The following is a 23747-nucleotide window of genomic DNA, read 5'->3' as shown; positions in this document are numbered from 1 at the left end:
TTCAGTTTTATAAACTATTTCTTCTTCGAATAAAACTTCTTAAATCTCCAGTAAGAAACTGCACCTAAGAGGGCTACCACTGCAACAGAATAGTATACAAAGGAAGGCGTGATCACCTTATCTCCGCTGGCGTATGAGTGTAAACCTGCAAGATAAAAGTTAACCCCAAAGTAAGTCATCAAAATACTGGCAAAGGCCACTATCGCCATAAAGTTAAAGAACCATCGGCTTCTAAGCCCAGGAATCAATCGCATATGGATAACAAAAGCATACACCATAATACTGATAAGCGCCCAGGTTTCTTTGGGATCCCAGCCCCAGTAACGACCCCAGCTCTCGTTGGCCCATTGGCCACCCAAAAAGTTCCCAATAGTTAACATCACCAAACCTACCGTTAAGGCCATTTCGGTAATAATCGTGATTTCCCTTATGGTAAGGTCCATCTTCTTTTTATTTTTGGAGGTGGTCATTATCATAAGAAGTAAGGCTACAATTCCCAGGATCATCCCAAGAGTAAAAGGTCCATAACTTCCCACAATAACAGATACGTGAATCATTAGCCAGTAAGAGTCTAAAACAGGCTCCAGGTTAGCAATTGCAGGATCCATCCAATTCCAATGTGCAATCATCAGGATCATAGAGGTAACAAAGGCGGTAGAGGCAATAGTTAGATCGCTATTCCGCCCGAAGGCAAGGCCGAAGAACATCGTGGCCCATGCCACATAGATCATAGATTCATAAGCATCACTCCAGGGGGCGTGACCAGAAATATACCACCGGGCAGCGAGCCCTAAGGTATGGGCCAGAAACAATAAACTTATAATTACAATACTCGATTTTATGAGAATCCTTATAGGTTTATTATCTGAAAAGATCTGTACAATCACCACCACCAACATAAAAAGCCCGGCTAGCATATACATCCAGAACAGGTTTCTGAAGACATCATATTTATTATAGGTGATTTCGGCATTAATCCTTTTTTCTGAAGGCATCACCTCTGATCCGAATTTCTTCTGAAAACCTTTCATACTGCTCAAAAACTCCTCTGCCCGGGTATAATCCCCGGTTTTTCTAGCGTCCTGCAAGGCATTCATATAAAGGGGCAGGATTTGTTGGGTATAGACCGAATCCATTCCTTTAAATTCGGCTTCCTCTACCTCAGGATAAGAAACCCATTTATTATTTTCGTGTTCGGGGATGGGAAAAATCTTTAATACTTTACCCTGAAGCGCCTGGTACATCAAGTTTACCTTTTTATCGGTTTCGATAAAATCCTTCTGAAACTGGTTAGGCACGGCAGCCTGGTAGGCTTCTTCCAGGTAAGGTGAAAGCTTGTAGGAACCATTGTTATCAAAAAAATCGGTTAAGGCCAGGTATTTTTGATCTTCCTTCACCCCGGCAATATGCCGAATACTGTCATTATTTGGTTTAACATAAATAAGGGGTACCGTATACCAAATCGTTGGATTCTCGGTGATAGAGACCAATACCTGATCTGCACTCAGGCCTTTATAAGAATCTTTCTTGCTGAGTTTCCTTAATAATTCTGAAGAATAGGTATTGGCGGGTTTCATCCTACCTCCCGCATCCTGAATTACGAGTCTTCCAAATTCTGCCGCGTGTTCCTCACTAACAGCATTTTTCTGTAAAATAGAATCTATTTGCTGTTGCTGAGCTTCAATATGGGCGTGATCGGGTTCTTCCTGGGCCTGTGCAAAACCTCCCAAGGGGAGCAATAAGAAAGCGAAGATCCCAGCCAGATTTTTCTTTTTATTTTTCACTTTTTCCAACATCACTTTCAGGTTTCCAAAACGCGATCCCGGTGCAAAAAGAATCCACATCAACCCTATATAAAGCAAGGTATATCCAATGTAGGTGATCCAGGTTCCCCAGTAATCATGATTCACCGAGAGTACTGTTCCTTTCTCATCGGGATGAAAGCTGGCCTGGAAAAAACGATAACCTTTATAATCAAGCACGTGGTTCATATAAATCTCATAAGGGAAATTCCCATCTTTTTCATCTATAACCTCAATCTTACTTTTGAAGGCAGAATAACTCTTTTCGGTGCCGGGGTATTTATCGGCAATGAAATCATTAAGCTTAATACTAAAAGGCAGTTCTATTTCTTTACTTCCGTAGTTCAAAAAGATATCAAGTCCTGCCAGCTCTACTTTTTTCGGTTCATTAACAATTCCCTTACCCCCAAGAACTTTAACGATTTGAGATTCACCCTGGGAAGACACTTTCAGGATTACTCCATCGGTTTGGCCTTCGGTTTTTTGTTTGGTTTGAACCACATCATATTTCCCTTTCACTACCGGATCAGGGATTACAAACTGCATATTCCCAATATTATATAAAGAGCGCAGCATAAGAGTTTGGGTAGAATCTTTTACCAAAACCCCTTCTAGTTGATCGGCCATCCGCATATAATCCCCTTCAAAAGGCGAGTTAATAAGATATTCGCCACTGGCCTCATCATATTCAATATTTATCGCGCCTTCTGTAGGTTCATTCAGGGAAAACAGGACATTATGAATATTCTCCACCTCCCCTTCCTTAAGATAATGATCATGACGATCGCCGGCACCGGCTTCCACAATTTTTAGATAATTTTCTCCATCTTCTGCAGGCACCAGGGCTTCTTCAGCACCGTGAATAAATTCCAAAACTTCCACCCTAACCGGTTGCCCTTTAAAATCGGTATTAAGTTCATAGTTATTTTCGGTCTCCGGAGCAAAAAGCACTTCTTCCTGTAGCACCCGTCTTCTGGGTTCTCCATCTATCTCTCCATCGATAAAAGTGGTAAGAAATGTTTTTTCTGAAAGGAATACGTTGGTGGTTTCCCCTTCCCTAATAGGCATTACCCCTTCGTAGCTAATGTATCTGGTAACAAAAGCTCCAACCAGAATTAATATAAAAGATAAATGAAGTAACAATGACGACCATTTTTCGCGTTTATAAAGCTGATATCTCTTTATATTCCCCAAAAAATTAACAACAAAAAGAACCATGATACCCTCAAACCACCAGGTGTTATAAATCATTACACGGGCGGTTTCTATAGTGTACCAGCTTTCTATAAAAGTCCCCAGCGCAAGGGATACAGCGAAAACGATAAATAAAACTGCTAAGATTCGGGTTGAAAAAAGGACAGAGGCTATTTTATTCTGCATCAATATAGGAGTTTAAACGGCCGCAAATTTAAGGAAATTTAAACAGTTTCCAGATTAAAATCAAATCAATCTCCCCCGTTTAAAAGCAGGGAAATTTTTAATAATTTAGCAAAATGATAAACCTGGTAATTTTAGGGGCCGGTAATGTAGCTACGCATCTGGCAAGAGCTTTTTCTCATGCTGAAGATATTAAGCTAAAACAGGTTTATAATCACAAGCCCGAGAGCCTTATTCCCTTTAAGCACATTACTGCTACCACTACAGATTTAAACCAATTGGAAAAAGCAGATGTCTACCTTATCGTGCTCAAGGATGATGTTATCTCTGAAGTTGCCGGTCTCCTTGAGAATAATGATGCTCTTATTTTACACACCTCCGGGAGTGTGCCCTTAAAAGCGCTGAATAAGTTTAAGAATCATGGCGTTTTTTATCCGGTACAAACTTTCTCTAAAAAGAAACCAGTCAATTTCAGGGAAATTCCAATTTGTTTGGAAGCCAATACGGCAGAAAACCTTGAATTTTTAAAAGGTCTTGCCGAAAAGATCTCCAATAAAACCTACGAAATAGATTCGGAACAGCGAAAAGCCCTTCACCTGGCAGCAGTATTCGTCAATAATTTCACGAATCATCTCTACAGGCTGGGCGCCGAAATTTGTAAAAATAATGAAATCCCTTTTGAGATACTAAAACCGCTCATAAGAGAAACCGTAGATAAACTGGAGAGCTTAACTCCCCGGGAGGCCCAGACCGGCCCTGCTCTTAGGGATGACAAGCAAACAATTTCAAGACATCTGGCGATGCTGGAACCCAAACACCAGGAACTATACAAAATACTAACTCAATCTATCCAGGAACTCAATGGAAAAAAACTATAAAGAACACCTTAACGACATCACCACCTTCGTTTTTGATGTAGACGGCGTCCTTACCGACGGAACTATACAAATAAGTACTCAAGGCGAACTTCTTCGCAGCATGAATATGAAAGATGGCTATGCGCTTAAGGCAGCTCACCAGGCCGGATATACCGTTTGTATTATTTCCGGGGGAAAAAATGAAGGCGTAAGAAGCAGGCTGCGGGGGCTCGGGCTAACCGATATTTACCTTGGAATTCAGGACAAAGTAGAACAGATGGACGAATTCTTTGATATCTACAACATTAAATCTGAAGAGGTCTTGTATATGGGCGACGATCTCCCCGATTACTATGCGATGCAAAGGATAGGGCTTCCCTGCTGTCCCCAGGATGCAGTAGCTGAGATCAAGAATATTTCAAAATATGTATCTCATAAAAAGGGCGGCAAAGGCTGTGTTCGTGATGTTATAGAACAGGTGATGAAGGTTCAGGGAAAATGGATAGAAGAATAAATGAATTGGTTTATACTATTCATCGCCGGTTTATTTGAAGTGGGATTCGCTTTTTGCCTGGGAAAGGCTAAATTTAGCAGTGGCACAACCGCCACCTGGTGGATGATTGGCTTTCTGGTATGTTTATTTTTAAGCATGTTCTTGCTTTACAAAGCCACCTTAAGCCTACCCATTGGAACCGCCTACGCGGTATGGACGGGAATCGGAGCTGTAGGTACCGTAGTTTTGGGGATTCTCGTTTTTAAAGAACCTATACATTTCTGGCGTATTTTCTTTTTAAGTACCCTAATCATTTCTTTGGTAGGCCTAAAACTCGTGACTAAGTAATGAGACTACTTAAATTTTTAAAACTCATTCGTTTTGGAAACCTGGTATTTGTGGCTGTTTGTTTGTTGCTTATCAGGTATGCTTTCTTCGAAAGCACTTCGGCAGCAGTTTCTCTTAGCGATTTTGGGTATGCTCTATTAATTATCGCCAATCTTTCCCTGGCTGCAGCCGGGTATATCATCAATGACATTTATGATGTAAGCTCAGATAGGATTAACAAGCCCAAAAAGCTTTATATCGGCAACGGCATAGCTGAAAAAACCGGTTTTAACTGGTTTATCAGCTTAAATATAATTGGGGTGGGGATTGGGTTTTACCTGGCCAATGTAATTGGTTTACCTGCCTTCTCGGCACTTTTTATTTTTAGCTCTGCCCTACTTTATATTTATTCCTCTTATTTAAAAAATGTGCCCCTGGCGGGTAATATCGCAGTAAGTTTTCTGGTGGCCGGGGTCGCAGCCCTACCGGGGATCTTTGATCTACTTCCGGCGATTAATGAAGTAAACCGGGAACAACAGGCAATGTATTTCTCCATTTTACTGGATTATTCCTTTTTCGGGTTTTTCATCAACTTGTTAAGAGAGATGGTTAAGGATCAGGAAGATCTAAAAGGGGATTATAATTCTGGCGGAAACACCCTGCCCATAATACTGGGAACGGCACGCACCAATAAAGTGATCTTTGCGATAGGCCTTATTCCCTTAGGGGCTATAGTTTATTACGTTTACTCCTATCTATTCGAAAATACCACTGCTGTGCTGTATGTTCTGTTCCTCATCCTTGGTCCTATGTTGTTTTTTATGGTGCAGATCTGGACGGCTTCAGAAAAAAAAGACTTCACGAGGCTAAGCCTAATCCTCAAAATAATCTTATTTTTCGGGTTGATATCTATTGGTTTTCACCAAATATTATTGAGATAAATTATGCTGAAAGATTTTTTAAAAGATAAAGAAATCATCCTGGCTTCAGGATCACCGAGAAGACAACAGTTTTTCAGGGAACTGGAAATTCCGTTCACCTCCGATGTTCGCCCGGTAAAAGAAGTTTACCCTCCCTCTCTTGAAAATGAAGAGATTACCGATTTTCTGGCCGAGCTAAAAGCAGAAGCCTTTCAGAAGGAAATAAAGCCAAACCAGGTACTAATTACCAGTGATACTATTGTTTGTCATAAAGGAAAAGCGCTGGGAAAACCCGAAACCCCAGAAGAGGCCAAAGCTATGCTTAGGGCCCTTTCAGGTCATTCCCACGATGTAATCACCTCGGTTTGTTTTACTACTTCCAGCCTGCAACGTACCCTAAATGCCAAAACCAGGGTGACCTTTAAAGAGCTTAGCCCAGACGAGATTGATTATTATGTAGACAATTTCAAACCCTTCGATAAAGCCGGAGGTTACGCCATCCAGGAATGGATAGGACTTATTGGAATAACAAATATTGAAGGAAGCTATTTCAATGTTGTTGGTCTTCCCACCCATCTTGTTTACGACGCACTTTTAGATATCGGAAGGCTTTTATAATATAAAAATCTGATTTTAAGAGATTTATCGATCTCTATTTAATCTAAATAATTAAGGTAAATGTACGAGATTCTCAGTTCAAACCGCAACGAAATCGCTTACACGATCATTACCGTGATCGTATTGCTTATAATTCAGTTTATACTTCGAAAGGCGGCACACCGGGTGGGTCAGAAGGGAGAAATACATATTACCCGTACCCGCCTGATGTTTCAGTACATAAACATCCTTATTCTACTTATCGCGGCTTTTCTGCTTTCACTCGCCTGGGGTGTCGGTTTAGCTGAGCTTTCTCTGGTATTTTCTTCTGTATTTGCTGTATTAGGAGTAGCCTTGTTTGCTATATGGTCTATCCTTAGTAATATCACCTCGGGAATTATTTTGTTTTTTAGCTTTCCCTATAAGATTGGTGATAAAATAAAAATTCATGACAAAGACCTCCCTATTGAAGCTATTATTGAAGACATAAAGGCTTTTCATCTGCATTTAAGGACCTTAGAAGGAGAGTTAATCACCTATCCCAACAACCTGATCCTTCAAAAAGCAGTTTCCCTGGTTGAAAAAGATGTTCATAATGATGAGGGAAAAGAAACACTTTAAAAGTTAAACCAGATGCCTCCCGGGTAATAGTCACTAAAGTTATTATATTTGAAGAAGACCATAATTTTACATTCCATGCCAAAAATCTTAAGCCTTCTTCTTTTTTTCGTTCTGGGTTATACACAGGCACAAACTCCCCAAAAACTCAATGCATCAGAAATTCATCAGGAAATAAAAAAATTAAACTTTCTGGGGTCGGTCTTATATGTTGGTGCGCATCCCGATGATGAAAATACCAGGCTCATCTCCTATTTTGCCAATAAGCAAAATGCACGGGTAGGCTACCTCTCATTAACACGGGGAGATGGCGGGCAGAATCTTATAGGCCCTGAACTACGTGAACAACTCGGCCTAATACGCACCCAGGAATTGCTGGCTGCGCGAAATATTGATGGCGGCGAACAATTCTTCACCCGTGCCAACGATTTTGGATATTCTAAAAATCCGGAAGAAACCTTGCAAATATGGAATAAGGATAAGGTTTTAAGCGATGTGGTGCTAAGTATAAGAAAGTTTAAACCCGATGTGATCATTAACCGTTTTGATCACCGTTCTCCCGGGAGCACTCACGGTCACCACACCGCTTCGGCGATGTTAAGCCTGGAAGCTTTTGAGCTTGCCGCCAGGCCCACAGCCTATCCAGATCAGTTAAAATACACCTCTGTGTTTCAACCAAAAAGAGTATTTTTTAATACCTCCCACTGGTTCTACGGAAGCAGGGAAGCCTTTGAGGAAGCCGATAAATCGGCAATGCTTTCACTGGATGTGGGTGTTTACTTTCCAGAGCTCGGACTTTCAAATTCTGAAATCGCTGCATTAAGCCGCAGCCAGCATCAATCTCAAGGTTTTGGAAGCACAGGAACCCGTGGCCAGGCCAAAGAATACCTGGAGCTAATTAAAGGAGATATGCCCCAGGCAGATGTTTTTGAAGGCATCAACACCAGCTGGAGCAGACTTGAAGGAGGAAAGGAGATCGGGGAAATTCTCGGGCAGGTTGAATCTCAATTTAATTTCAGAGATCCTTCCCAGAGCCTTCCGCAGCTCATCGAAGCCTATAAACTCATACAAGAGCTTAAAAATGATCACTGGAAAGAGGTGAAATCTGAACACATCAGGGAGATTATAGTCGCCTGTTCAGGACTTTTCCTGGAAGCTGTAGCCACAAAACCTTCGGCTACACGGGGAGAACAGGTTCCGTTGGAACTGGAAGCCATAAATCGCAGTAGTTTTCCCATCAGTCTAAACTCTGTTGAGTTAAGTCCGAATAATTCCAGAATCCCGGTTAATCAAAGCCTGGCCAACAACCAAAGCTGGACAGAGGAACTTATGTTCCGTCTTCCTGAATCGGTAGAAAACACCAGTCCGTATTGGCTAAAGAGTGAATCTACAAACGGTATGTACAAAGTAGCAGAACCCGGGTTGATAGGACTTCCGGAGACACCTGTTCAAAGCCTGGCCAGTTTCATTTTAAATTTTAACGGAACTGAAATAAAAATCAAGAGACCGGTAATTCATAAATTTAATGATCCGGTACTTGGGGAAACCTATCGTCCATTTTTGATCATTCCTGAACTATCTGTTTCTTTTGAAAAAGATGTGGAAATATTTGAGAAAGCTGAGCCACGTTCAATTTCGGTAATACTAAGAGCCGGGAAAGATAGCCTGAAGGGCTCTCTGAGATTGGAAGCCGGGAAGAACTGGAAGATCCTTCCCGAAGAGGCTTCCTTTAAAATAAATCAAAAAGGAGGCACAGCCATACGTACCTTCGAGATAATTCCGCCCGACAATCAGGATGAAACCTTAATCAAACCTATTGCAAAAGTTGGGGATAGAGAATATTCAGATAAATTAATACAAATCGATTATAAACATATTCCCCTTCAGAATCTCGTTATTCCGGCTAAAGTAAAAGCCGTGCGCATTGAGATTGAGAAGAAAGGCGAATATATTGGATATATTGATGGGGCTGGAGATGCAGTACCTCAAAGCCTGGAACAGATCGGGTACCGGGTGGAGCATCTGGAACCGGGGGAAATTTCCAGTCAATCCCTTAAAAAATTTGATGCCGTGGTTACAGGAATACGCGCTTATAATGTTGTAGAAGAGCTCAGGTACAAACAGAAAGACCTTCTGGAATACGTAAAGAACGGTGGAAACCTAATCGTACAGTATAATACTAGCCGGGGGTTGATAGTAGATAACCCCGCCCCCTACCCGCTTCAGATTTCACGCGATCGAGTAACCGATGAAAAAGCAGCGGTTAATTTTGTAACCAGAGACCATCCGGTTTTAAATAAACCCAATAGAATCACCAAAAAGGACTTTAAAAACTGGGTACAGGAACGAGGATTATATTTCCCTGACCAGTGGAGTAAGGAATTCACGCCTGTTCTTTCCATGAACGATGAAGGCGAGGAAGCAACCCAGGGCAGTTTACTGGTAGCAAAATATGGGAAGGGTTATTTTATTTATACGGGATTAAGTTTTTTCAGGCAATTTCCAGAAGGTGTGCCCGGGGCTTATCGCCTGTTTGCTAATATGGTTTCAATAGGAAAAGAATGAATAAACCGGAAAAATACATCTGGAAAAAGTCCTATACCTTAGTATTGCTGGTCAATATTATTTACATCATTCTGTTTTATTTTATAATGAAGACCTTCTCCTGATATGGAAATTATAGATTGGATAGTTCTTTCCGGCACGCTTGCTTTTATAGTTATTTATGGGGTTTATAAATCGCGCGGCAGTAAAAATGTTCATGATTATATTCGTGGAGGGAACGAGGCGCAATGGTGGACTGTCGGGCTGTCGGTAATGGCGACCCAGGCCAGTGCCATCACCTTTCTTTCTACGCCCGGGCAAGCCTTCCATGACGGGATGGGTTTTGTACAATTTTACTTTGGTTTACCTATAGCGATGGTAATCATATGCCTGGTATTTATCCCTATTTATCACCGGTTAAAAGTATTTACGGCCTATGAATACCTGGAAACTCGTTTCGACCGGAAAACCAGGACCCTTACAGCCCTCCTCTTTTTAATCCAGCGTGGACTGGCTGCAGGGATTACCATCTTTGCCCCGGCTATTATTCTTTCGGCGGTTTTGGGTTGGAACCTAAACGGACTAACGGTTCTAATTGGTGTCCTGGTGATTATTTATACGGTTTCGGGAGGTACCAAGGCTGTAAACGTTACTCAAAAACAACAAATGGCGGTAATCTTTTTTGGGATGGTTGTCACTTTTCTTTTAATCCTATATTACCTACCGGAGGATATAAATTTCAGCAATGCGCTGGAGATCGCGGGGGCCAGCGGAAAAATGGATGTTCTTGATTTCTCCTTCGATTTGGAGAACCGGTATACGGTTTGGACAGGGGTTATTGGTGGGACCTTCCTGGCTCTCTCCTACTTTGGGACAGATCAAAGCCAGGTACAGCGATATTTAAGCGGGAGATCACTAAGGGAAAGCCAGATGGGGATGATCATGAATGGTTTTTTGAAGGTGCCTATGCAGTTCTTCATCCTTTTGGTGGGCGTTATGGTTTTTGTATTCTACCAATTCAATACAGCGCCTTTAAATTTTAATCCGGCAGCTACGCAAAGTGTTTTAGAGTCTGAATATTCTGAAGAGTATAAAGAGCTGGAGGCCAATTACAACGCGATTCAGCAGGAGAAACAACAACTCAGTCTTCAATTCGGGGAATCCCAGGAGCTCTCTTCCGCAGAAAAAACAAGGCTGAAAGAAGCAATAATCAATTTAAATCTCGCTGAAGAGAACGCCCGGGATCTGGGTAGAGAATTTATAAGTTCGGCTGATGAGGCTGCAGAAACCAATGATAAAGATTACGTATTCATACATTTTATCCTTAACAATCTACCGCGAGGCTTGATTGGGTTATTGCTGGCGGTGATTCTTTCGGCGGCGATGTCTTCTACCGCCTCTGAACTTAATGCCCTGGCTTCAACCACAGCCATCGACCTCTACCGCAGGGGCATAAAGGCCGACCGTTCAGAAATGCATTTTCTCAATGCTTCTAAATGGTTTACTTTGCTCTGGGGGCTTATCGCCATAACTTTCGCGAGCCTGGCCAGCCTTTTTGATAACCTGATACAACTGGTAAATATTATAGGCTCCATTTTCTACGGAAATGTGCTCGGTATTTTCCTGCTCGCTTTTTTTGTAAAGATCGTGAGGAGCAATTCTGTATTTATCGCCGCCATTATCACACAAATTGTTATAATAGGTCTTTATTTCCTGGAGGTTATGCCCTATTTATGGTTAAACCTGGTGGGCTGTCTCCTGGTTATGGGAATCGCGCTAATTCTTGAAACATTTATCAAAACACCTTTTGAAAAACACGACAGCAATGAATAAAACAAAATGGGGAATAATTGGCCTCGGGAAGATCGCAGGAAAATTCTGTACCGGATTAAAAGCCGTGAAAGATGCCGAACTCTATGCTGTAGCCAGCAGAAGTGCCAGTAAAGCTGAAGAATTTGCTAAAGAGCACGGGGCCAAACTGGCCTACAGCTCTTATGAGGAAATGCTAAAGGATAAAGACGTTGATGTAGTCTATATCGCCACACCACACGTTTTTCACCACGAACATACTTTATTATCTCTTAGGTATAAAAAAGCGGTACTCTGCGAAAAGCCATTCGCGATAAACAAAAGTCAGGTGCAGGAGATGATCGCTGCTGCTAAAAAGGAGAAAATCTTCCTGATGGAAGCGATGTGGACACAGTTTCTCCCTCACTTCGAAGCTTTAATGGAGATCGTAAAATCTAAAAAATACGGGCAGGTAAAAGGTCTTAAAGCTGATTTTGGGTTTACAGCAGAATTTAATGAAAGTGGCAGGTTGTTCAATAAGGCTCTTGGTGGCGGAAGTCTGCTCGATATAGGAATTTACCCTATTTTTCTGGCCCTAAGTATCCTGGGAGCACCCCAGAAAATATCGGCTAAAGCGAGTATTGGCAAAACCGGAATAGACGAAGACTGCGATATCAACTTTGAATATCCTAAGAACGTACAGGCCCGCTTACACAGCAGCGTAATAAATAATACGCCCACCATTGCTGAAATTGAGTTAGAAAAAGCCAGGATTATTGTGAATACCCGTTTCCACGAACCTTCCAGTCTTAAGATAATCACCAACGACAGGGAAATCACCAAAGAATTCGAGGTAGTGACCAACGGTTACAATTTTGAAGCGGCCCACGTGCAGGAAATGCTGAAACAAGGGCGCATTGAAAGTGACGAAATGAGCTTCGAGAAAAGTCTTCTTTTAATAGACCTGCTTGATAAAGTGAGAGCAGAAATCAAATTGGAGTATTAGTTCCGGTTTGTCAAACAAAAAGCTTCGGATTTGAATCTCCGAAGCTTTTTATTTTCTGAATTATTACTTGTTAAGCTTCCACCTTTTTCGTGGTTTTCACTTCCTCTCCTTCTTCACTTTCCACTTCGGCCAGGTAGCGTTCAGCATCCAGGGCAGCCATACAACCGGTACCGGCTGCGGTTACCGCCTGACGATAGATCTTATCCTGAACATCTCCTGAAGCATAAACTCCCGGGATATTGGTTTTGGTAGATTTGGCTTTGGTTATTAAATAGCCGGTTTCATCCATATCCAGTTTTCCTTTAAAGATATCGGTATTTGGTTTATGACCAATAGCAATAAACATTCCGGTGATCTTGATCTCTTCCTTTTCACCGGTTTGGTTATTCACCATTCTAAGTCCTTCTACCACCTGCTCTCCCAGGACTTCATCAACTTCAGTGTGATAACGAAGATCTATATTATTAGTACTGGTTACACGGTGTTGCATTGCTTTTGAAGCCCGCATCTGGTCCCCTCTTACCAGCATAGTTACCTTATTACAGATATTGGCAAGGTAGGTTGCTTCTTCAGCTGCTGTATCTCCACCTCCCACTATAGCCACGTCCTGACCCTTATAAAAGAATCCGTCGCAAACGGCACAGGCAGAAACCCCACCTCCACGCAATCTTTGCTCGCTGGGTAGACCAAGATATTTAGCTGTGGCACCGGTAGAAATAATAATAGTTTCAGCTTCCACCCAGGTAGAATTATCTACGCAGGCACGATGAATCCCGCCAACTTTATCACTAAATTCCACTTCGGTAACCATTCCTACCCTCACCTGCGTTCCAAAACGTTCGGCTTGTTTCTGAAGGTCAACCATCATTTGAGGTCCATCAATCCCATCGGGATATCCGGGAAAGTTATCCACTTCAGTGGTAGTAGTTAATTGCCCTCCGGGTTCCATCCCGGTGTACATTACGGGTTTTAAATCGGCACGGGAGGCATAGATTGCTGCAGTATATCCTGCAGGGCCCGAACCTATGATAAGACATTTTATTCTTTCTATTTTATCGCTCATTTTATTACTATTTATTGATATTATAAAGGTAGTAACTTTAATTAAAACCTTACTTTATTATTGATTAAGTTTAACTATTGACTTATAATTACAGGACATTAAAAATCTGAAAAAATAACTGCTTCTCAAAATTAATTGTCTTAGCTTCCTTTAAAAACATAACTTTGTTCAAATGGAGCTAAGCATTTTTAACATTCTGGACATCCTGGGAACCATCGCCTTCGCGATTTCAGGAGCATTAGCCGCGATGGACCGCCGTTTAGATCTCTTCGGAATTTTTATCGTTGCCTTTGTTACCGCCAGTGGCGGGGGAACCTTAAGAGATATTTTAATTGGTGACACCCCGGTGAACTGGATGCAAAACACAGTCTATATATACGTTATTGGCGTAGTAACTGTCCTGGCTATTGTCTTTAGAAACAAGATCAATTACCTTAAAAAATCTCTTTTTCTTTTCGATACCATCGGGTTGGGGGTTTTCACCATTACCGGGGTAGAAATAGGAATCAGAAACGGGCTCGATCCCATTATTTCTATTGCCCTTGGTGCGATGACGGGTACCTTTGGTGGGGTGCTTCGGGATATTCTTTGTAACGAGATCCCCGTAATCTTCAGAAAAGAGATTTATGCCACCGCCTGCATTGTTGGCGGATTGGTATTTGTAGTCATGCATTCCCTGGGAGCAAATTTGGATGTGATCTACATCAGCACCTCAATTATTGTCATCGGAATCAGGCTTATAGTGGTAAAATTCCACATTTCCCTTCCCTATTATTATATTTCTGAAAAATCTTAAGCGCCAAAAACAAAAAATCCCACCGAAACCGGCGGGATGTTCTTTATAACAATAATTTTTAGTGAGGCAATTTGTTTCTCAACAGGCCATAAATATAGGTTCCGATAAGGGCTCCCACAAAAACTACCAAAATAGGAAGGTATCCTGCACCAATAAGCGTGAAAACCGGCCCGGGACAGGCACCAGCAAGCGCCCAACCAAGTCCGAAAGAAAGGCCACCGAAAGCATAACGGCTAAAGCTTACATCTTTATCGTTAAACACGATAGGTTTACCATCTATAGATTTTAATTTCTTTCTTTTAATAACCTGTACGCCAATAATACCCAGGATTAAAGCTGAACCGATTATTCCATACATATGGAAAGACTGGAACTGGAACATCTCGTAGATCCTAAACCAGGAAGCGGCTTCAGACTTAAACATTACAATTCCGAAAAATATTCCTACAAATAAATATATAAGAGATCTCATATTCTATGTTTAAAAGATTAATGGAAATAATAGGTGAATCATAATCAGGCCACCTACAAAGAAACCGATAACGGCGATAAGCGACGGCAACTGCAGGTTACTTAGACCCGAGATAGCGTGGCCTGAGGTACAACCTCCCCCGTAACGGGCACCAAAACCAATTAGAATTCCGCCAATAAGTAAAATCACCAGGGCCTTAATTCCCCCAATCGCTTCCCAGCTATAAAGCTCAGTAGGCAGGTAAGCCTCCCCGGCACTGTTAAATCCGAGATCTTCAAGAATGGCAATGGTATCAGGATTAATTGCTACCGAAGGATCTTCAGTAAGTACGTTGGCGCCAATAAAACCTCCGATAATTGCACCAAGTACAACCATAAGATTCCAGCGTTGAGATTTCCAATCGAACTTGAAAAACTCAATATTTTTGCCCGCTCCACACATAGAACACATCGTTCTTAGGTTAGAGGACATCCCAAAATCTTTACCTGCAAAAATCAGGATAAACATAATTAGCGCGATAAGCGGACCCGCAACGTACCAGGGCCATGGTTCAAAAATCCATTCCATACTGTGTATTTTAAATTGCTTGCAAATTAAGTGTATTTTAAGAAAGTTATCAGTAACAAAGGTTACAGGAATTATCAAGTTCCCCTCTCACGATTTTTTTAAAAAAACATAAAGTTTTAAATGCCAGTGAACTCCCTGATATTCTTCAGAACTTTTTCTGAAAGTCGTTGCCGGGTTTCTTTACTCCAACCGGCACTTTTTTCTGAAAAGATCAGGTTCTTTTCCGCCAGGCTTTTTTCCGAAAGTGCTTCCCCGGCATCTCCATCAAAGATACCGAAATTCCCTTCATTCTTAAGCCATTTCTGAAAGGCTTTTTCTTCAAAAGGAAGCCCCAGCGAAGTACTGATTAATATTTTTCCCTGGCCGAAAATTTCAAACTCTCTACTTCCAAGCAATGTGGTATTCTTCGGAAGATGGAGGGAAATAATTTCTGTTTTGTCCAGAAGTTTTTCCAGGGGAAGGTATGTAAGGCCTTTTTCCTCCCATTCCTTTTTCCTGGTTCTGCTGAAGTAATAAAGCTCGGCTCCAAAAGGCAGGAGACATTCAGCGAGCATCTGGCCGGTTGTTCCCAGGCCAATGATCCCGATCTTGCGTTTGGTAAGTTCCACGGGCATTTCCCGCCACTGCTTATCTCCAAAACCGTGCAGCAACCTTATCAATTCTGATACGATAAACTCCACCACTCCGGGATCGCCATAATCAAAAATACCTTTTACGCTTATGCCGCGTTCCCTGGCAAAATTAACCGCCACATTCGCCGACTCATCATCATAAAGGCTGCAGGCCATCCCAATATATTTCAGCTTAGGACATTGCTCAATGATGGCTTCAGGGACTTGTGTTTTCCAGGAAACCAATACAGCTTCAGCATCTCCTATACGCTTTATAATTTCAGCTTGAGAATCGGGATAGTCATTATAGTTCTCTACCCCCCCTTCACTGAATTGCTGCAATTCTTCAATGGCCTGGTCGGTAAGTTTGGTGTTATCTACACAAACTATTTTATTGAATTTCATCAGGCTAAAGCTTATTCCCAGTCAGGAAGCTCGGTCTCATCGAAAACGTGATTGAGAAGCAATTCGTCTTCCCTAAGCTTTCTCTGGCTTGCAAATTCGAGTTCCAGATCTTTCCTTTCAAATTTCAGTTTAGCATCCTTGTAATTGTTAGTCATAATTTGAGTTAGTTTAGTAATTATAATTTCATTTTTAAAGCGGAATATTTCCGTGTTTCCTATCTGGTCTAAGCACTTCCTTATTTTCCAGCATACTGAAACCTTTAAGCAGTTTTCTGCGGGTTTCCCGGGGCATTATCACCTCATCTATAAATCCGCGTTGAGCTGCCTCAAAGGGGTTGGCAAATTTTTCGGCATAATCGGCCTCTTTCTCTGCAAGTTTAGCAGCAGGATCATCTGCCTCTTTAATTTCCTTCCTGAAGATAATCTCACTGGCACCTTTTGCTCCCATTACTGCGATCTCGGCTGTGGGCCAGGCAAAGTTAAGATCGGCGCCAATATGCTTAGAATTCATCACATCATAGGCCCCACCGTAGGCCTTACGGGTAATCAGGGTTACTTTTGGCACTGTAGCCTCGCTAAGGGCATAGAGTAATTTAGCACCGTTAAGGATAATCCCGTTCCATTCCTGATCGGTACCCGGCAGGAATCCCGGCACATCCACCAGCACTAATAAAGGAATATTAAAGCAATCGCAAAAACGGGTAAAACGGGCCGCTTTCTTGGAAGAATCTACATCCAGGACCCCGGCCAGGCTCATAGGCTGATTGGCGACAATCCCAATGCTGCGTCCGCCAAGTCTTCCGAAGCCTACAATTATATTATCGGCATAATCCTTATGGATCTCAAAGAAGCTATTTTCATCAATTATTCCGTTTATCACCTCGTGCATATCATAAGGTTTACTGGAACTATCAGGCACAATTCCTTCCAGTTGATCCCTGAATTCGTCTCCGGGAGTAAAAGGAAGTTTTTCCGGGCTTTGCTTATTGCTTTGCGGCATATAACTTATAAGCTGTTTGATATCTTCGAGACAGCCAATGTCGTTCACCGCGGTGCGATGTGTTACGCCCGATTTAGTAGCGTGGGTGCTCGCGCCGCCAAGTTCTTCGGAAGTCACTTCTTCATTGGTGACTGTTTTCACCACGTTAGGTCCTGTCACGAACATATAGCTCGTATCCTGTACCATAAAAGTAAAATCTGTCATAGCCGGAGAATACACGGCGCCCCCGGCACAGGGCCCCATTATGGCCGATATCTGTGGAATAACCCCGGAAGCTTTCACGTTACGATGAAAAATATCGGCATAGCCTCCAAGCGACTTCACGCCTTCCTGGATACGTGCCCCGCCAGAATCATTAAGGCCTATCAGGGGTGCACCTACCTTCATCGCCAGGTCCATCACTTTGCAGATCTTTTCGGCGTGAGTTTCAGAAAGGGAACCTCCAAAGACAGTGAAATCCTGGGCAAAGACATACACAAGCCGGCCATTTATAGTTCCATAGCCGGTAACCACACCATCCCCGTAAAATTTCTGTTTTTCCATCCCGAAATCGGTGGTACGGTGAGTTACCAGGATTCCAATCTCTTCAAAGGAAGACTCATCGAGCAGATAATCTACACGCTCGCGGGCGGTGAGTTTCTTTTTTGAATGCTGACTTTCTATTCGTTTTTTGCCCCCACCCAGGTGGGCTTTTTCTATTTTATCCTTAAGCTTTTCTATATTCTGGCTCATACTTTTCAAATATTGGATTGGGTATCCGCTGCATTTTGGACTATCAATATTATGTAAATTATATTATTTAAAAAAAGCAGGAACAGTCTAATATGGGAATCTTAACAAAAAATCCCGCAAGTGCGGGATTTTCTAATCGTTTATTTCTTAAATCCTGATCAGGATTCGATAAATTCCCTGAGGGTATCAACAACATAATCCAATTCTTCTTTGGTATTATAGTGCGAGAAAGAAAACCTGATAGATGGTTTTTTAAGATCCTCTTCAGAAAGGAATTCGTTAAGTACGTGCGAACCTTTATCGCTACCGCTTTGGCAGGCACTGCCTTTAGAACAGGCAATTCCTTTGAGGTCAAGTTGAAAAAGCAGCATCAGGGCTTTCTGTGGAGGCACCGGCAAACACACGTTCACCAGGGTATAGGTACTACCTTCCGGATCTTCGCAGTTCCCGTTGAATTTAGCTTCGGGAATCTCTTTTTTGATCTTTTCTATGAAATACTGTTTGAGTTCTGTAACATAAGCTTTCTCCTCTTCCAGGTTTTCCAGAGAAAGTTTCAAAGCTTCTTCCAGGCCTACAATATTATGCACGCTTTCAGTCCCGGCACGATGACCGCGTTCCTGTTCGCCTCCAAAGATAAGCGGTTTCAGCCCCGTATTTTTTCTTACAAATGCAAAACCCACTCCTTTGGGTCCGTGAAATTTATGGGCGCTTACGGCCGTAAAATCAACCGGGACCTCGTTGAAATCGAGCTCATAATGTCCTACCGATTGTACGGTATCAGAATGAAAAAGCGCATCATTGGCGTGAGCGATCTCACCGGCTTTTTTTATATCCAGGCGGTTTCCCACTTCATTGTTAATATGCATCAGGCTCACCAGCGTTTTCTTTTCTGAATTTTTCAGAAGTGCCTCGAGTTGATCCAGGTTAGCATTTCCGCAGGAATCCAAATCGAGGTAATCTACCTCAATGTCATAACATTCCTGCAATTGGTTAATAGTATAAAGCACCGCGTGATGCTCTATTTTGGAGGTGATGATGCGTTCCACGCCCAGATCGCGCACGGCCGAATTCAAAGCGAGGTTATCGGCTTCAGTACCCCCGGAGGTAAAGACGATTTCGGCTGGTTTAACATTCAGAGCTTTTGCTACGGTTTTCCTGGCCTGTTCCACAAGGGATTTGGCAGATCTTCCGAAGCTATGGGTAGATGAAGGATTCCCATAAACCTCGTTCATTACGTCGGTCATGCGGGCGATCACTTCCTCACGCATTTGCGTGGTTGCGGCAGAGTCTAAGTATACGTTTTTCATTAAACACAAAATTAAACGAAATAAAAATAATTTTAAGGATGAAGGGGTAAAAAATCCTTATTTCCGCTATTTTTGTTGAAAAGCGCACGAATGAAAAAGTTTTTTTCAATTTTCATCATTTTTCTGGGATTGAGTTCCTGTGATAACGGGGACATTATAGTCACTTCTTTCGATCTTGAAAACAGCAAGCTCAGCCTATGTGGCTTAGGAGACCAGAAAGTGCTTTACGTAATTAATAACGAGGAGGTTTACGAGTCTATGTCGTTGCAATTAAGTTCCCGGCAATTGGATGAAGAGGAATTGCTTTTAAGCCGAAACACCAACCAGCCAATAGAAATTGAGTTAACCGGCGACAACAAAATGATCTATAGGCTTTATGACGGCGAGATCCCAGATGATTACTTCTGCAAGGCAGTGCCCTCGAAAGACCCGGGAGTGATAGACGAATATATTACTACCGAAGGTACCGTGGTGATAAGCACCAGTTTTAATGATATTGGGGTGCAGGATGATGCCGACAAAGATGGGATCAAAAATACAGATGAGGGGATGGATCCGGAGGAGGCGCAAAATCCCGAAAGCGATGCTCATCTTGATACCGACGGGGATGGAATCCCTAATTATCTGGATATAGACGACGATGGAGATAACGTGCGCACCAGCACCGAGATAAGAACCGGCGATGGCGATCCCACCGCCGAAGGTTACAGAGATACCGACGAAGATGGAATTCCCAATTACCTGGATCCTGATGATGACGGCGATGGAGCGCTCAGCAAATATGAGGTAAGCAGCGACGATTTGCTTAACCCGCAGAGCCTGCAGCTTGCCGACAGGCCTAATTACCTCAACCCCGAATTAACCGAACCTTACAACGAGCATAACGAAGTTATAGACCACAACATAAACCGAAATTACCGTTCGGATATTGTGATAAGGAATTTCAATTTCGTGAAGCAGGACGGCAGTGGCGAAGAGATAAGGTTTGACGAATACAATCTTGGTTATTATACTGTTTCCGGGGTTAGCGGTGAAACAACCGGAGAGGAAGAAAATACCGGAGGACAGTAGTTTTCCCGACTAATTATTCTGAAAGAAATAAACTTCTGTGGCTCCCTGCCCGTATTTTTGATAATCGGCATCATAAAATTTGAGGTTGTCGTAGCGACCCAGCAGGTAATCCAGTTCGGCCTTTAGAACGCCTTCCCCTACTCCGTGAATAAAAACAATCTTCTGAATGCGTTTTCTCATCGCGAACTCCAGTTGCCTTTTGGCGGTTTCCATCTGCAGGTTGAGAATGTCAAAATTGTTCATCCCCCGGAAATTATTCACCAGTTTTTCGATATGCAGGTCTACCTCCATTGGCGGCGCATTCCGTTCTTTGGGTTTTATGCGTTTTGATTTAGGTTTTTTAGGAAGTTGTTTTTCTTCCAGCACGCGGTTAAAATCAACGTTTTCAGACAAGTCTTCAATAGGAGTTTCTATCTTCACCAATTCAGCAGGAGAAAAGTCCATTTCAAAGCCATCGGGGGTTTCTATGGTCACCGATGCTGCATCGGCATTCACCACTACTCCTTCCAGGTCGTCATCAAGGGCCGCTACTTTATCTCCGGGATTGAATTTCATTACTGCTTATCTTCTTCGTTATCATTTTTATGGTCATCTTTTGTAACCACCCAAAAATTTGTTGCTCTAAAGAGCCCCAGCATTATAATAATGAGGCCTGCTATCTTGATGTATTGGTTGGCTTCTTCGGCGGCAATTGCATAAAGCAGTAATCCGCCTCCAAGGACGATAAGTATCGTATTTATTAACTGTGCGTTCTTCATTTCAGATCAATTTTACCAGAAACCCCTTATTCTATTTTCCATTTTTTCAGGGGAACTTGTAGGATGACAAAGTTAAAGTAATTATGAGGCTTTTTTACTTCATGTTCCTGTTTTTCTGTTTTCACCCGATTTCAGCGCAATTAAGTGTTTCTCCTTCCAATACGGGAAGCAGCTTTTTATATGTAAAGAATCTGGTCTTATATGTAGAAAAGGATATTCAGCTGGAAAAAAATCCTGATCAGGCCACCGAAGCCAGTATTTACCTGAGAAAAGAAGCGCAGCTCATACAGGCTGATAAAACCAATAATCTGAATTCAGGAACGGGGGTGATCTCTGTTTTCCAGGAGGGTTGGGCCAATGCCTATAACTACAATTACTGGGGCCTACCGGTAAAGGATAATGCAGGAGTTGCAAAAACCGTTGACAGGATCATCTATGAACCTATAGGCAAGACCGAAAGCAAACCGGTTCAACTTACCTCAGCTTTTGACGGGATTGCAAATCCCTTAAGCATAAGTCGAAGATGGCTTTATAAATTTGGTGGTGGCACCTATGCTGACTGGGAATATATAGGTGATGATTTTTCCCTGGAACCAGGCTGGGGTTTCACGATGAAGGGAGTAAAAGGCACCTCTTCATCTACTGTGGAAGGAGTCCCTAACAACCCGGGAAATAGGCAGCGTTATGATTTCAGGGGGCTACCGAATGATGGAAACATCAATATTAACATTCAGAAAGACCAGGTGTTGCTGTTGGGAAACCCTTATCCTTCAGCATTAAATCTCAAAGAATTTCTTATTCAGAACACTGCGACCACGGGAATCGCATATTTCTGGGATCATTCAGATAGTACTTATTCTCATTACTTAAAGGATTACGAGGGTGGTTACGGGGCTTATTCTCCGGGAGCAGGAGCCTATGTACCCGCGGCCTTTCAGTATTATGATGAATCGGCTGATCCCACAGGAAATACTGGTGAGACCGGGAAAACCTATGGGCGGGAATTCAGTCCTATCGCACAGGGTTTTATGCTGATGGGAAAAACCAACGGCCAGGTAAGTTTCAAGAATTCTCACCGGGTTTTTAAGAGGGAAAACAATACTGATTCTAGTTTCAGGACACCACAGGAGGGCATCCCCAGGTTGAGATTAAATATTGATTTTGATAGGCTCTTTGTAAGGCAACTGCTCGTGGCTTTCAGAGATGACGCGAGCCCGGGTGAAGACCACGCGATGGATGCCAGGGCATTTGGTGCCCTACATACCGATGCGGCCTGGATGATAAATTTTGAGCCTTACCTGATAAATGTTTTGCCTTTTGAAGTAGAAGAAAGGATTCCGTTACTTATTACAATAGAAGAAAATACCGTTTTAAAAATAAGCATTGAAAGCCTGGAAAATTTCTCTCCTGAAGCTATTGTACTTTTTGATGCTGAAGAAAAACTTTACCATAACCTCTATAAATCTGATTTTGAGATGGAATTACCTTCCGGAAATTATGAAGACAGGTTTTATTTGGGTTTTAGTGAAGTAGTTCCGGAGGTCCCAGAACTTTCCCTGGAAGATGAAGATGATCCTGCAGTTTTCGAAGCGGCTGAAATTATATACAATAAAGACTTAAGGCAGGTAGAAGTAATAGCCGGGGATATCTTGGAAGAAATTCAGGTATTTGATCTTACGGGGGCTATGATTTTCAGCAAAAAGATTTACGAAAACAAACATTATGACTATTTTTATACTGGAAACCTCCGGGAAGCGGTGTATATCGTTAAGGTTAAAACCCGGGTTAATCAAATTACCAATAAGAAATTACTTTTAAAAAAGTAGATGATGGAAGAATTTATGTTGCCGTGCATGAACAAAAGCCTTTTAGGGGTGGAGTGCTTTGGCTGCGGGGGGCAACGGGCAGTACTTCTTTTTTTTCAGGGTAATTTTACCGAAGCTTTTTATATGTACCCGGCCATCTACCCAATTCTTCTGCTGCTGGCATTTTTAGTATTCAACCTCTTTTTTAAATTCAGGAAGGATTTTCAGGTAAAAATAGGCCTAATCATTTTTGCCGGGATAGTTATGGCGGTCAATTATGGCTATAAAATGTATGAATTCATTCAACTAACCAATTAATACTTTTTTATGGAACGCACACAATTACCCAATTCCACGATCATTCTAATTTTTGGAATCCTGTCTATAATTGGCTGTTGCTGTTATGGGGTTTTAGGAGTCATCTTCGGGATAATCGCCCTGGTAATGGCAAAACGTGCCACCGAGATCTACAATGCCAACCCTGAACTCTACACAGGATTTGAAAATGTAAAAACCGGAAGAATTCTTGCTATTATAGGCTTGGTCCTAAGCGGGCTTAATCTTATCGCTTCAGTGGTAATGTTCTTTGTTTACGGCGGAATTGAAGGTTATCAGCAGGCGATGGAAGAGATCTTAAGGTCTATGGAGTAATAATTTCCTGGATCAGATTTAATGCCGAATGCTTTAAAACTTCTCTCTCACTCACATGAGACCCTGAATCAAGTTCAGGGTGACGATTCTTTTATTAAATTCTGAATCAACTTCAGATGATGCTCCTAAAAACCGTCATACCGGACTTGATCCGGTATCTCATCATATAGTGATGCTCTTT

24 protein-coding genes are annotated in these 23747 nt (G+C 42.2%); 14 read left to right on the top strand and 10 right to left on the bottom strand.

The window, feature by feature from the left end:
* Nucleotides 1-14: 14 nt before the first annotated feature.
* Nucleotides 15-3182 (bottom strand): cytochrome c biogenesis protein, encoded by a 3168-nt coding sequence (ccsA, locus tag BUW93_RS07795; RefSeq protein ID WP_081210837.1) that lies wholly within the window; start codon nucleotides 3180-3182, stop codon nucleotides 15-17.
* A gap of 113 nt (nucleotides 3183-3295) precedes the next feature.
* Between ccsA and BUW93_RS07790 the strand changes: the two genes are divergently transcribed.
* The 9 genes from BUW93_RS07790 to BUW93_RS07750 all read left to right on the top strand — a co-directional run bounded on the left by BUW93_RS07790 (nucleotide 3296) and on the right by BUW93_RS07750 (nucleotide 12329).
* Nucleotides 3296-4057, top strand: coding sequence for a Rossmann-like and DUF2520 domain-containing protein (locus BUW93_RS07790; RefSeq protein WP_081210835.1), 762 nt, complete (start codon nucleotides 3296-3298; stop codon nucleotides 4055-4057).
* Nucleotides 4041-4550: a KdsC family phosphatase gene (locus tag BUW93_RS07785; RefSeq protein WP_081210833.1), complete on the top strand. Its 510-nt coding sequence runs from the start codon at nucleotides 4041-4043 to the stop codon at nucleotides 4548-4550. The genes BUW93_RS07790 and BUW93_RS07785 overlap by 17 nt, the downstream gene beginning before the upstream one ends.
* Nucleotides 4551-4877 (top strand): DMT family transporter, encoded by a 327-nt coding sequence (locus BUW93_RS07780; protein ID WP_081210831.1) that lies wholly within the window; start codon nucleotides 4551-4553, stop codon nucleotides 4875-4877.
* Nucleotides 4877-5797 carry a geranylgeranylglycerol-phosphate geranylgeranyltransferase gene (locus BUW93_RS07775; RefSeq protein ID WP_081210829.1) on the top strand — a complete coding sequence of 307 codons (921 nt, stop codon included), beginning with the start codon at nucleotides 4877-4879 and terminating at the stop codon, nucleotides 5795-5797. Before BUW93_RS07780 ends, BUW93_RS07775 begins: the two co-directional genes overlap by 1 nt.
* A 3-nt stretch (nucleotides 5798-5800) precedes the next feature.
* Nucleotides 5801-6394 carry a Maf-like protein gene (locus tag BUW93_RS07770; RefSeq protein WP_081210827.1) on the top strand — a complete coding sequence of 198 codons (594 nt, stop codon included), beginning with the start codon at nucleotides 5801-5803 and terminating at the stop codon, nucleotides 6392-6394.
* 60 nt (nucleotides 6395-6454) lie between these two features.
* Complete coding sequence (locus BUW93_RS07765) at nucleotides 6455-6994, top strand: mechanosensitive ion channel domain-containing protein (RefSeq protein ID WP_081210825.1); 540 nt, start codon at nucleotides 6455-6457, stop codon at nucleotides 6992-6994.
* Nucleotides 6995-7069: 75 nt separating this feature from the next.
* Entirely contained in the window at nucleotides 7070-9556 is a 2487-nt protein-coding gene (locus BUW93_RS07760) for a PIG-L family deacetylase (protein WP_081210823.1), read from the top strand.
* Between the two features lie 105 nt (nucleotides 9557-9661).
* Nucleotides 9662-11368 carry a sodium:solute symporter gene (locus BUW93_RS07755; protein WP_081210821.1) on the top strand — a complete coding sequence of 569 codons (1707 nt, stop codon included), beginning with the start codon at nucleotides 9662-9664 and terminating at the stop codon, nucleotides 11366-11368.
* A complete protein-coding gene (locus tag BUW93_RS07750) occupies nucleotides 11361-12329 on the top strand; it encodes a Gfo/Idh/MocA family protein (protein ID WP_198536998.1) in 969 nt (322 codons plus the stop codon). Before BUW93_RS07755 ends, BUW93_RS07750 begins: the two co-directional genes overlap by 8 nt.
* 70 nt (nucleotides 12330-12399) lie before the next feature.
* On the opposite strand, the gene trxB is transcribed toward BUW93_RS07750, so the two are convergent.
* Nucleotides 12400-13392 (bottom strand): thioredoxin-disulfide reductase, encoded by a 993-nt coding sequence (trxB, locus tag BUW93_RS07745; protein ID WP_081210817.1) that lies wholly within the window; start codon nucleotides 13390-13392, stop codon nucleotides 12400-12402.
* Between the two features lie 172 nt (nucleotides 13393-13564).
* Here trxB and BUW93_RS07740 point away from each other — a divergent pair, with 172 nt between their 5' ends.
* On the top strand, nucleotides 13565-14188 hold the full coding sequence (locus tag BUW93_RS07740; RefSeq protein WP_081210815.1) for a trimeric intracellular cation channel family protein: 624 nt from the start codon (nucleotides 13565-13567) through the stop codon (nucleotides 14186-14188).
* 58 nt (nucleotides 14189-14246) lie between these two features.
* On the opposite strand, the gene BUW93_RS07735 is transcribed toward BUW93_RS07740, so the two are convergent.
* The 6 genes from BUW93_RS07735 to BUW93_RS07715 form a co-directional block, all read right to left on the bottom strand.
* Nucleotides 14247-14660 (bottom strand): YeeE/YedE family protein, encoded by a 414-nt coding sequence (locus tag BUW93_RS07735; RefSeq protein WP_081210813.1) that lies wholly within the window; start codon nucleotides 14658-14660, stop codon nucleotides 14247-14249.
* A 9-nt stretch (nucleotides 14661-14669) separates the two neighbouring features.
* Nucleotides 14670-15227 (bottom strand): YeeE/YedE family protein, encoded by a 558-nt coding sequence (locus BUW93_RS07730; protein ID WP_081210811.1) that lies wholly within the window; start codon nucleotides 15225-15227, stop codon nucleotides 14670-14672.
* Between the two features lie 116 nt (nucleotides 15228-15343).
* Nucleotides 15344-16243, bottom strand: a complete 900-nt coding sequence (locus BUW93_RS07725; protein WP_081210809.1) for an NAD(P)-dependent oxidoreductase — start codon at nucleotides 16241-16243, stop codon at nucleotides 15344-15346.
* Between the two features lie 11 nt (nucleotides 16244-16254).
* Nucleotides 16255-16398 (bottom strand): hypothetical protein, encoded by a 144-nt coding sequence (locus BUW93_RS14910; RefSeq protein ID WP_157893298.1) that lies wholly within the window; start codon nucleotides 16396-16398, stop codon nucleotides 16255-16257.
* A gap of 34 nt (nucleotides 16399-16432) precedes the next feature.
* A complete protein-coding gene (locus BUW93_RS07720) occupies nucleotides 16433-17974 on the bottom strand; it encodes an acyl-CoA carboxylase subunit beta (RefSeq protein ID WP_081210807.1) in 1542 nt (513 codons plus the stop codon).
* Between the two features lie 158 nt (nucleotides 17975-18132).
* Nucleotides 18133-19281 (bottom strand): cysteine desulfurase family protein, encoded by a 1149-nt coding sequence (locus BUW93_RS07715; RefSeq protein WP_081210805.1) that lies wholly within the window; start codon nucleotides 19279-19281, stop codon nucleotides 18133-18135.
* Nucleotides 19282-19371: 90 nt separating this feature from the next.
* Here BUW93_RS07715 and BUW93_RS07710 point away from each other — a divergent pair, with 90 nt between their 5' ends.
* Nucleotides 19372-20352: a hypothetical protein gene (locus BUW93_RS07710; protein WP_081210803.1), complete on the top strand. Its 981-nt coding sequence runs from the start codon at nucleotides 19372-19374 to the stop codon at nucleotides 20350-20352.
* Nucleotides 20353-20361: 9 nt separating this feature from the next.
* On the opposite strand, the gene BUW93_RS07705 is transcribed toward BUW93_RS07710, so the two are convergent.
* Together BUW93_RS07705 and BUW93_RS07700 are read right to left on the bottom strand one after the other, a co-directional pair.
* Nucleotides 20362-20907: a Smr/MutS family protein gene (locus tag BUW93_RS07705; protein WP_081210801.1), complete on the bottom strand. Its 546-nt coding sequence runs from the start codon at nucleotides 20905-20907 to the stop codon at nucleotides 20362-20364.
* Nucleotides 20907-21110 carry a hypothetical protein gene (locus BUW93_RS07700; RefSeq protein WP_081210799.1) on the bottom strand — a complete coding sequence of 68 codons (204 nt, stop codon included), beginning with the start codon at nucleotides 21108-21110 and terminating at the stop codon, nucleotides 20907-20909. Before BUW93_RS07700 ends, BUW93_RS07705 begins: the two co-directional genes overlap by 1 nt.
* An 83-nt stretch (nucleotides 21111-21193) precedes the next feature.
* On the opposite strand from BUW93_RS07700, the gene BUW93_RS07695 reads away from it, so the two are divergent.
* Genes BUW93_RS07695 through BUW93_RS07685 form a run of 3 tightly spaced genes read left to right on the top strand, consistent with a single transcriptional unit; the run spans nucleotide 21194 to nucleotide 23566 of the window.
* Nucleotides 21194-22936, top strand: a complete 1743-nt coding sequence (locus tag BUW93_RS07695; RefSeq protein ID WP_157893297.1) for a hypothetical protein — start codon at nucleotides 21194-21196, stop codon at nucleotides 22934-22936.
* The gene (locus tag BUW93_RS07690; protein ID WP_317042188.1) at nucleotides 22937-23233 is read left to right on the top strand and encodes a DUF2752 domain-containing protein; all 297 of its coding nucleotides are present in this window, start codon (nucleotides 22937-22939) and stop codon (nucleotides 23231-23233) included.
* A gap of 9 nt (nucleotides 23234-23242) precedes the next feature.
* Nucleotides 23243-23566 (top strand): CCC motif membrane protein, encoded by a 324-nt coding sequence (locus BUW93_RS07685; RefSeq protein ID WP_081210795.1) that lies wholly within the window; start codon nucleotides 23243-23245, stop codon nucleotides 23564-23566.
* Nucleotides 23567-23747 lie beyond the last annotated feature (181 nt).

This window comes from Salegentibacter sediminis, from assembly GCF_002078605.1.
Taxonomy (GTDB): domain Bacteria; phylum Bacteroidota; class Bacteroidia; order Flavobacteriales; family Flavobacteriaceae; genus Salegentibacter; species Salegentibacter sediminis.
The sequence above is the reverse complement of the archived record's forward strand: the minus strand, read 5'-3'. Positions and strand labels throughout refer to the sequence as shown.

Excerpts from the sequence above, each read along its gene's own strand:
- ccsA (WP_081210837.1), bottom strand. The coding sequence starts at position 3,182 with ATGCAGAATAAAATAGCCTCTGTCCTTTTTTCAACCCGAATCTTAGCA.
- BUW93_RS07790 (WP_081210835.1), top strand. The coding sequence starts at position 3,296 with ATGATAAACCTGGTAATTTTAGGGGCCGGTAATGTAGCTACGCATCTG.
- BUW93_RS07785 (WP_081210833.1), top strand. The coding sequence starts at position 4,041 with ATGGAAAAAAACTATAAAGAACACCTTAACGACATCACCACCTTCGTT.
- BUW93_RS07780 (WP_081210831.1), top strand. The coding sequence starts at position 4,551 with ATGAATTGGTTTATACTATTCATCGCCGGTTTATTTGAAGTGGGATTC.
- BUW93_RS07775 (WP_081210829.1), top strand. The coding sequence starts at position 4,877 with ATGAGACTACTTAAATTTTTAAAACTCATTCGTTTTGGAAACCTGGTA.
- BUW93_RS07770 (WP_081210827.1), top strand. The coding sequence starts at position 5,801 with ATGCTGAAAGATTTTTTAAAAGATAAAGAAATCATCCTGGCTTCAGGA.
- BUW93_RS07765 (WP_081210825.1), top strand. The coding sequence starts at position 6,455 with ATGTACGAGATTCTCAGTTCAAACCGCAACGAAATCGCTTACACGATC.
- BUW93_RS07760 (WP_081210823.1), top strand. The coding sequence starts at position 7,070 with ATGCCAAAAATCTTAAGCCTTCTTCTTTTTTTCGTTCTGGGTTATACA.
- BUW93_RS07755 (WP_081210821.1), top strand. The coding sequence starts at position 9,662 with ATGGAAATTATAGATTGGATAGTTCTTTCCGGCACGCTTGCTTTTATA.
- BUW93_RS07750 (WP_198536998.1), top strand. The coding sequence starts at position 11,361 with ATGAATAAAACAAAATGGGGAATAATTGGCCTCGGGAAGATCGCAGGA.
- trxB (WP_081210817.1), bottom strand. The coding sequence starts at position 13,392 with ATGAGCGATAAAATAGAAAGAATAAAATGTCTTATCATAGGTTCGGGC.
- BUW93_RS07740 (WP_081210815.1), top strand. The coding sequence starts at position 13,565 with ATGGAGCTAAGCATTTTTAACATTCTGGACATCCTGGGAACCATCGCC.
- BUW93_RS07735 (WP_081210813.1), bottom strand. The coding sequence starts at position 14,660 with ATGAGATCTCTTATATATTTATTTGTAGGAATATTTTTCGGAATTGTA.
- BUW93_RS07730 (WP_081210811.1), bottom strand. The coding sequence starts at position 15,227 with ATGGAATGGATTTTTGAACCATGGCCCTGGTACGTTGCGGGTCCGCTT.
- BUW93_RS07725 (WP_081210809.1), bottom strand. The coding sequence starts at position 16,243 with ATGAAATTCAATAAAATAGTTTGTGTAGATAACACCAAACTTACCGAC.
- BUW93_RS14910 (WP_157893298.1), bottom strand. The coding sequence starts at position 16,398 with ATGACTAACAATTACAAGGATGCTAAACTGAAATTTGAAAGGAAAGAT.
- BUW93_RS07720 (WP_081210807.1), bottom strand. The coding sequence starts at position 17,974 with ATGAGCCAGAATATAGAAAAGCTTAAGGATAAAATAGAAAAAGCCCAC.
- BUW93_RS07715 (WP_081210805.1), bottom strand. The coding sequence starts at position 19,281 with ATGAAAAACGTATACTTAGACTCTGCCGCAACCACGCAAATGCGTGAG.
- BUW93_RS07710 (WP_081210803.1), top strand. The coding sequence starts at position 19,372 with ATGAAAAAGTTTTTTTCAATTTTCATCATTTTTCTGGGATTGAGTTCC.
- BUW93_RS07705 (WP_081210801.1), bottom strand. The coding sequence starts at position 20,907 with ATGAAATTCAATCCCGGAGATAAAGTAGCGGCCCTTGATGACGACCTG.
- BUW93_RS07700 (WP_081210799.1), bottom strand. The coding sequence starts at position 21,110 with ATGAAGAACGCACAGTTAATAAATACGATACTTATCGTCCTTGGAGGC.
- BUW93_RS07695 (WP_157893297.1), top strand. The coding sequence starts at position 21,194 with ATGAGGCTTTTTTACTTCATGTTCCTGTTTTTCTGTTTTCACCCGATT.
- BUW93_RS07690 (WP_317042188.1), top strand. The coding sequence starts at position 22,937 with ATGATGGAAGAATTTATGTTGCCGTGCATGAACAAAAGCCTTTTAGGG.
- BUW93_RS07685 (WP_081210795.1), top strand. The coding sequence starts at position 23,243 with ATGGAACGCACACAATTACCCAATTCCACGATCATTCTAATTTTTGGA.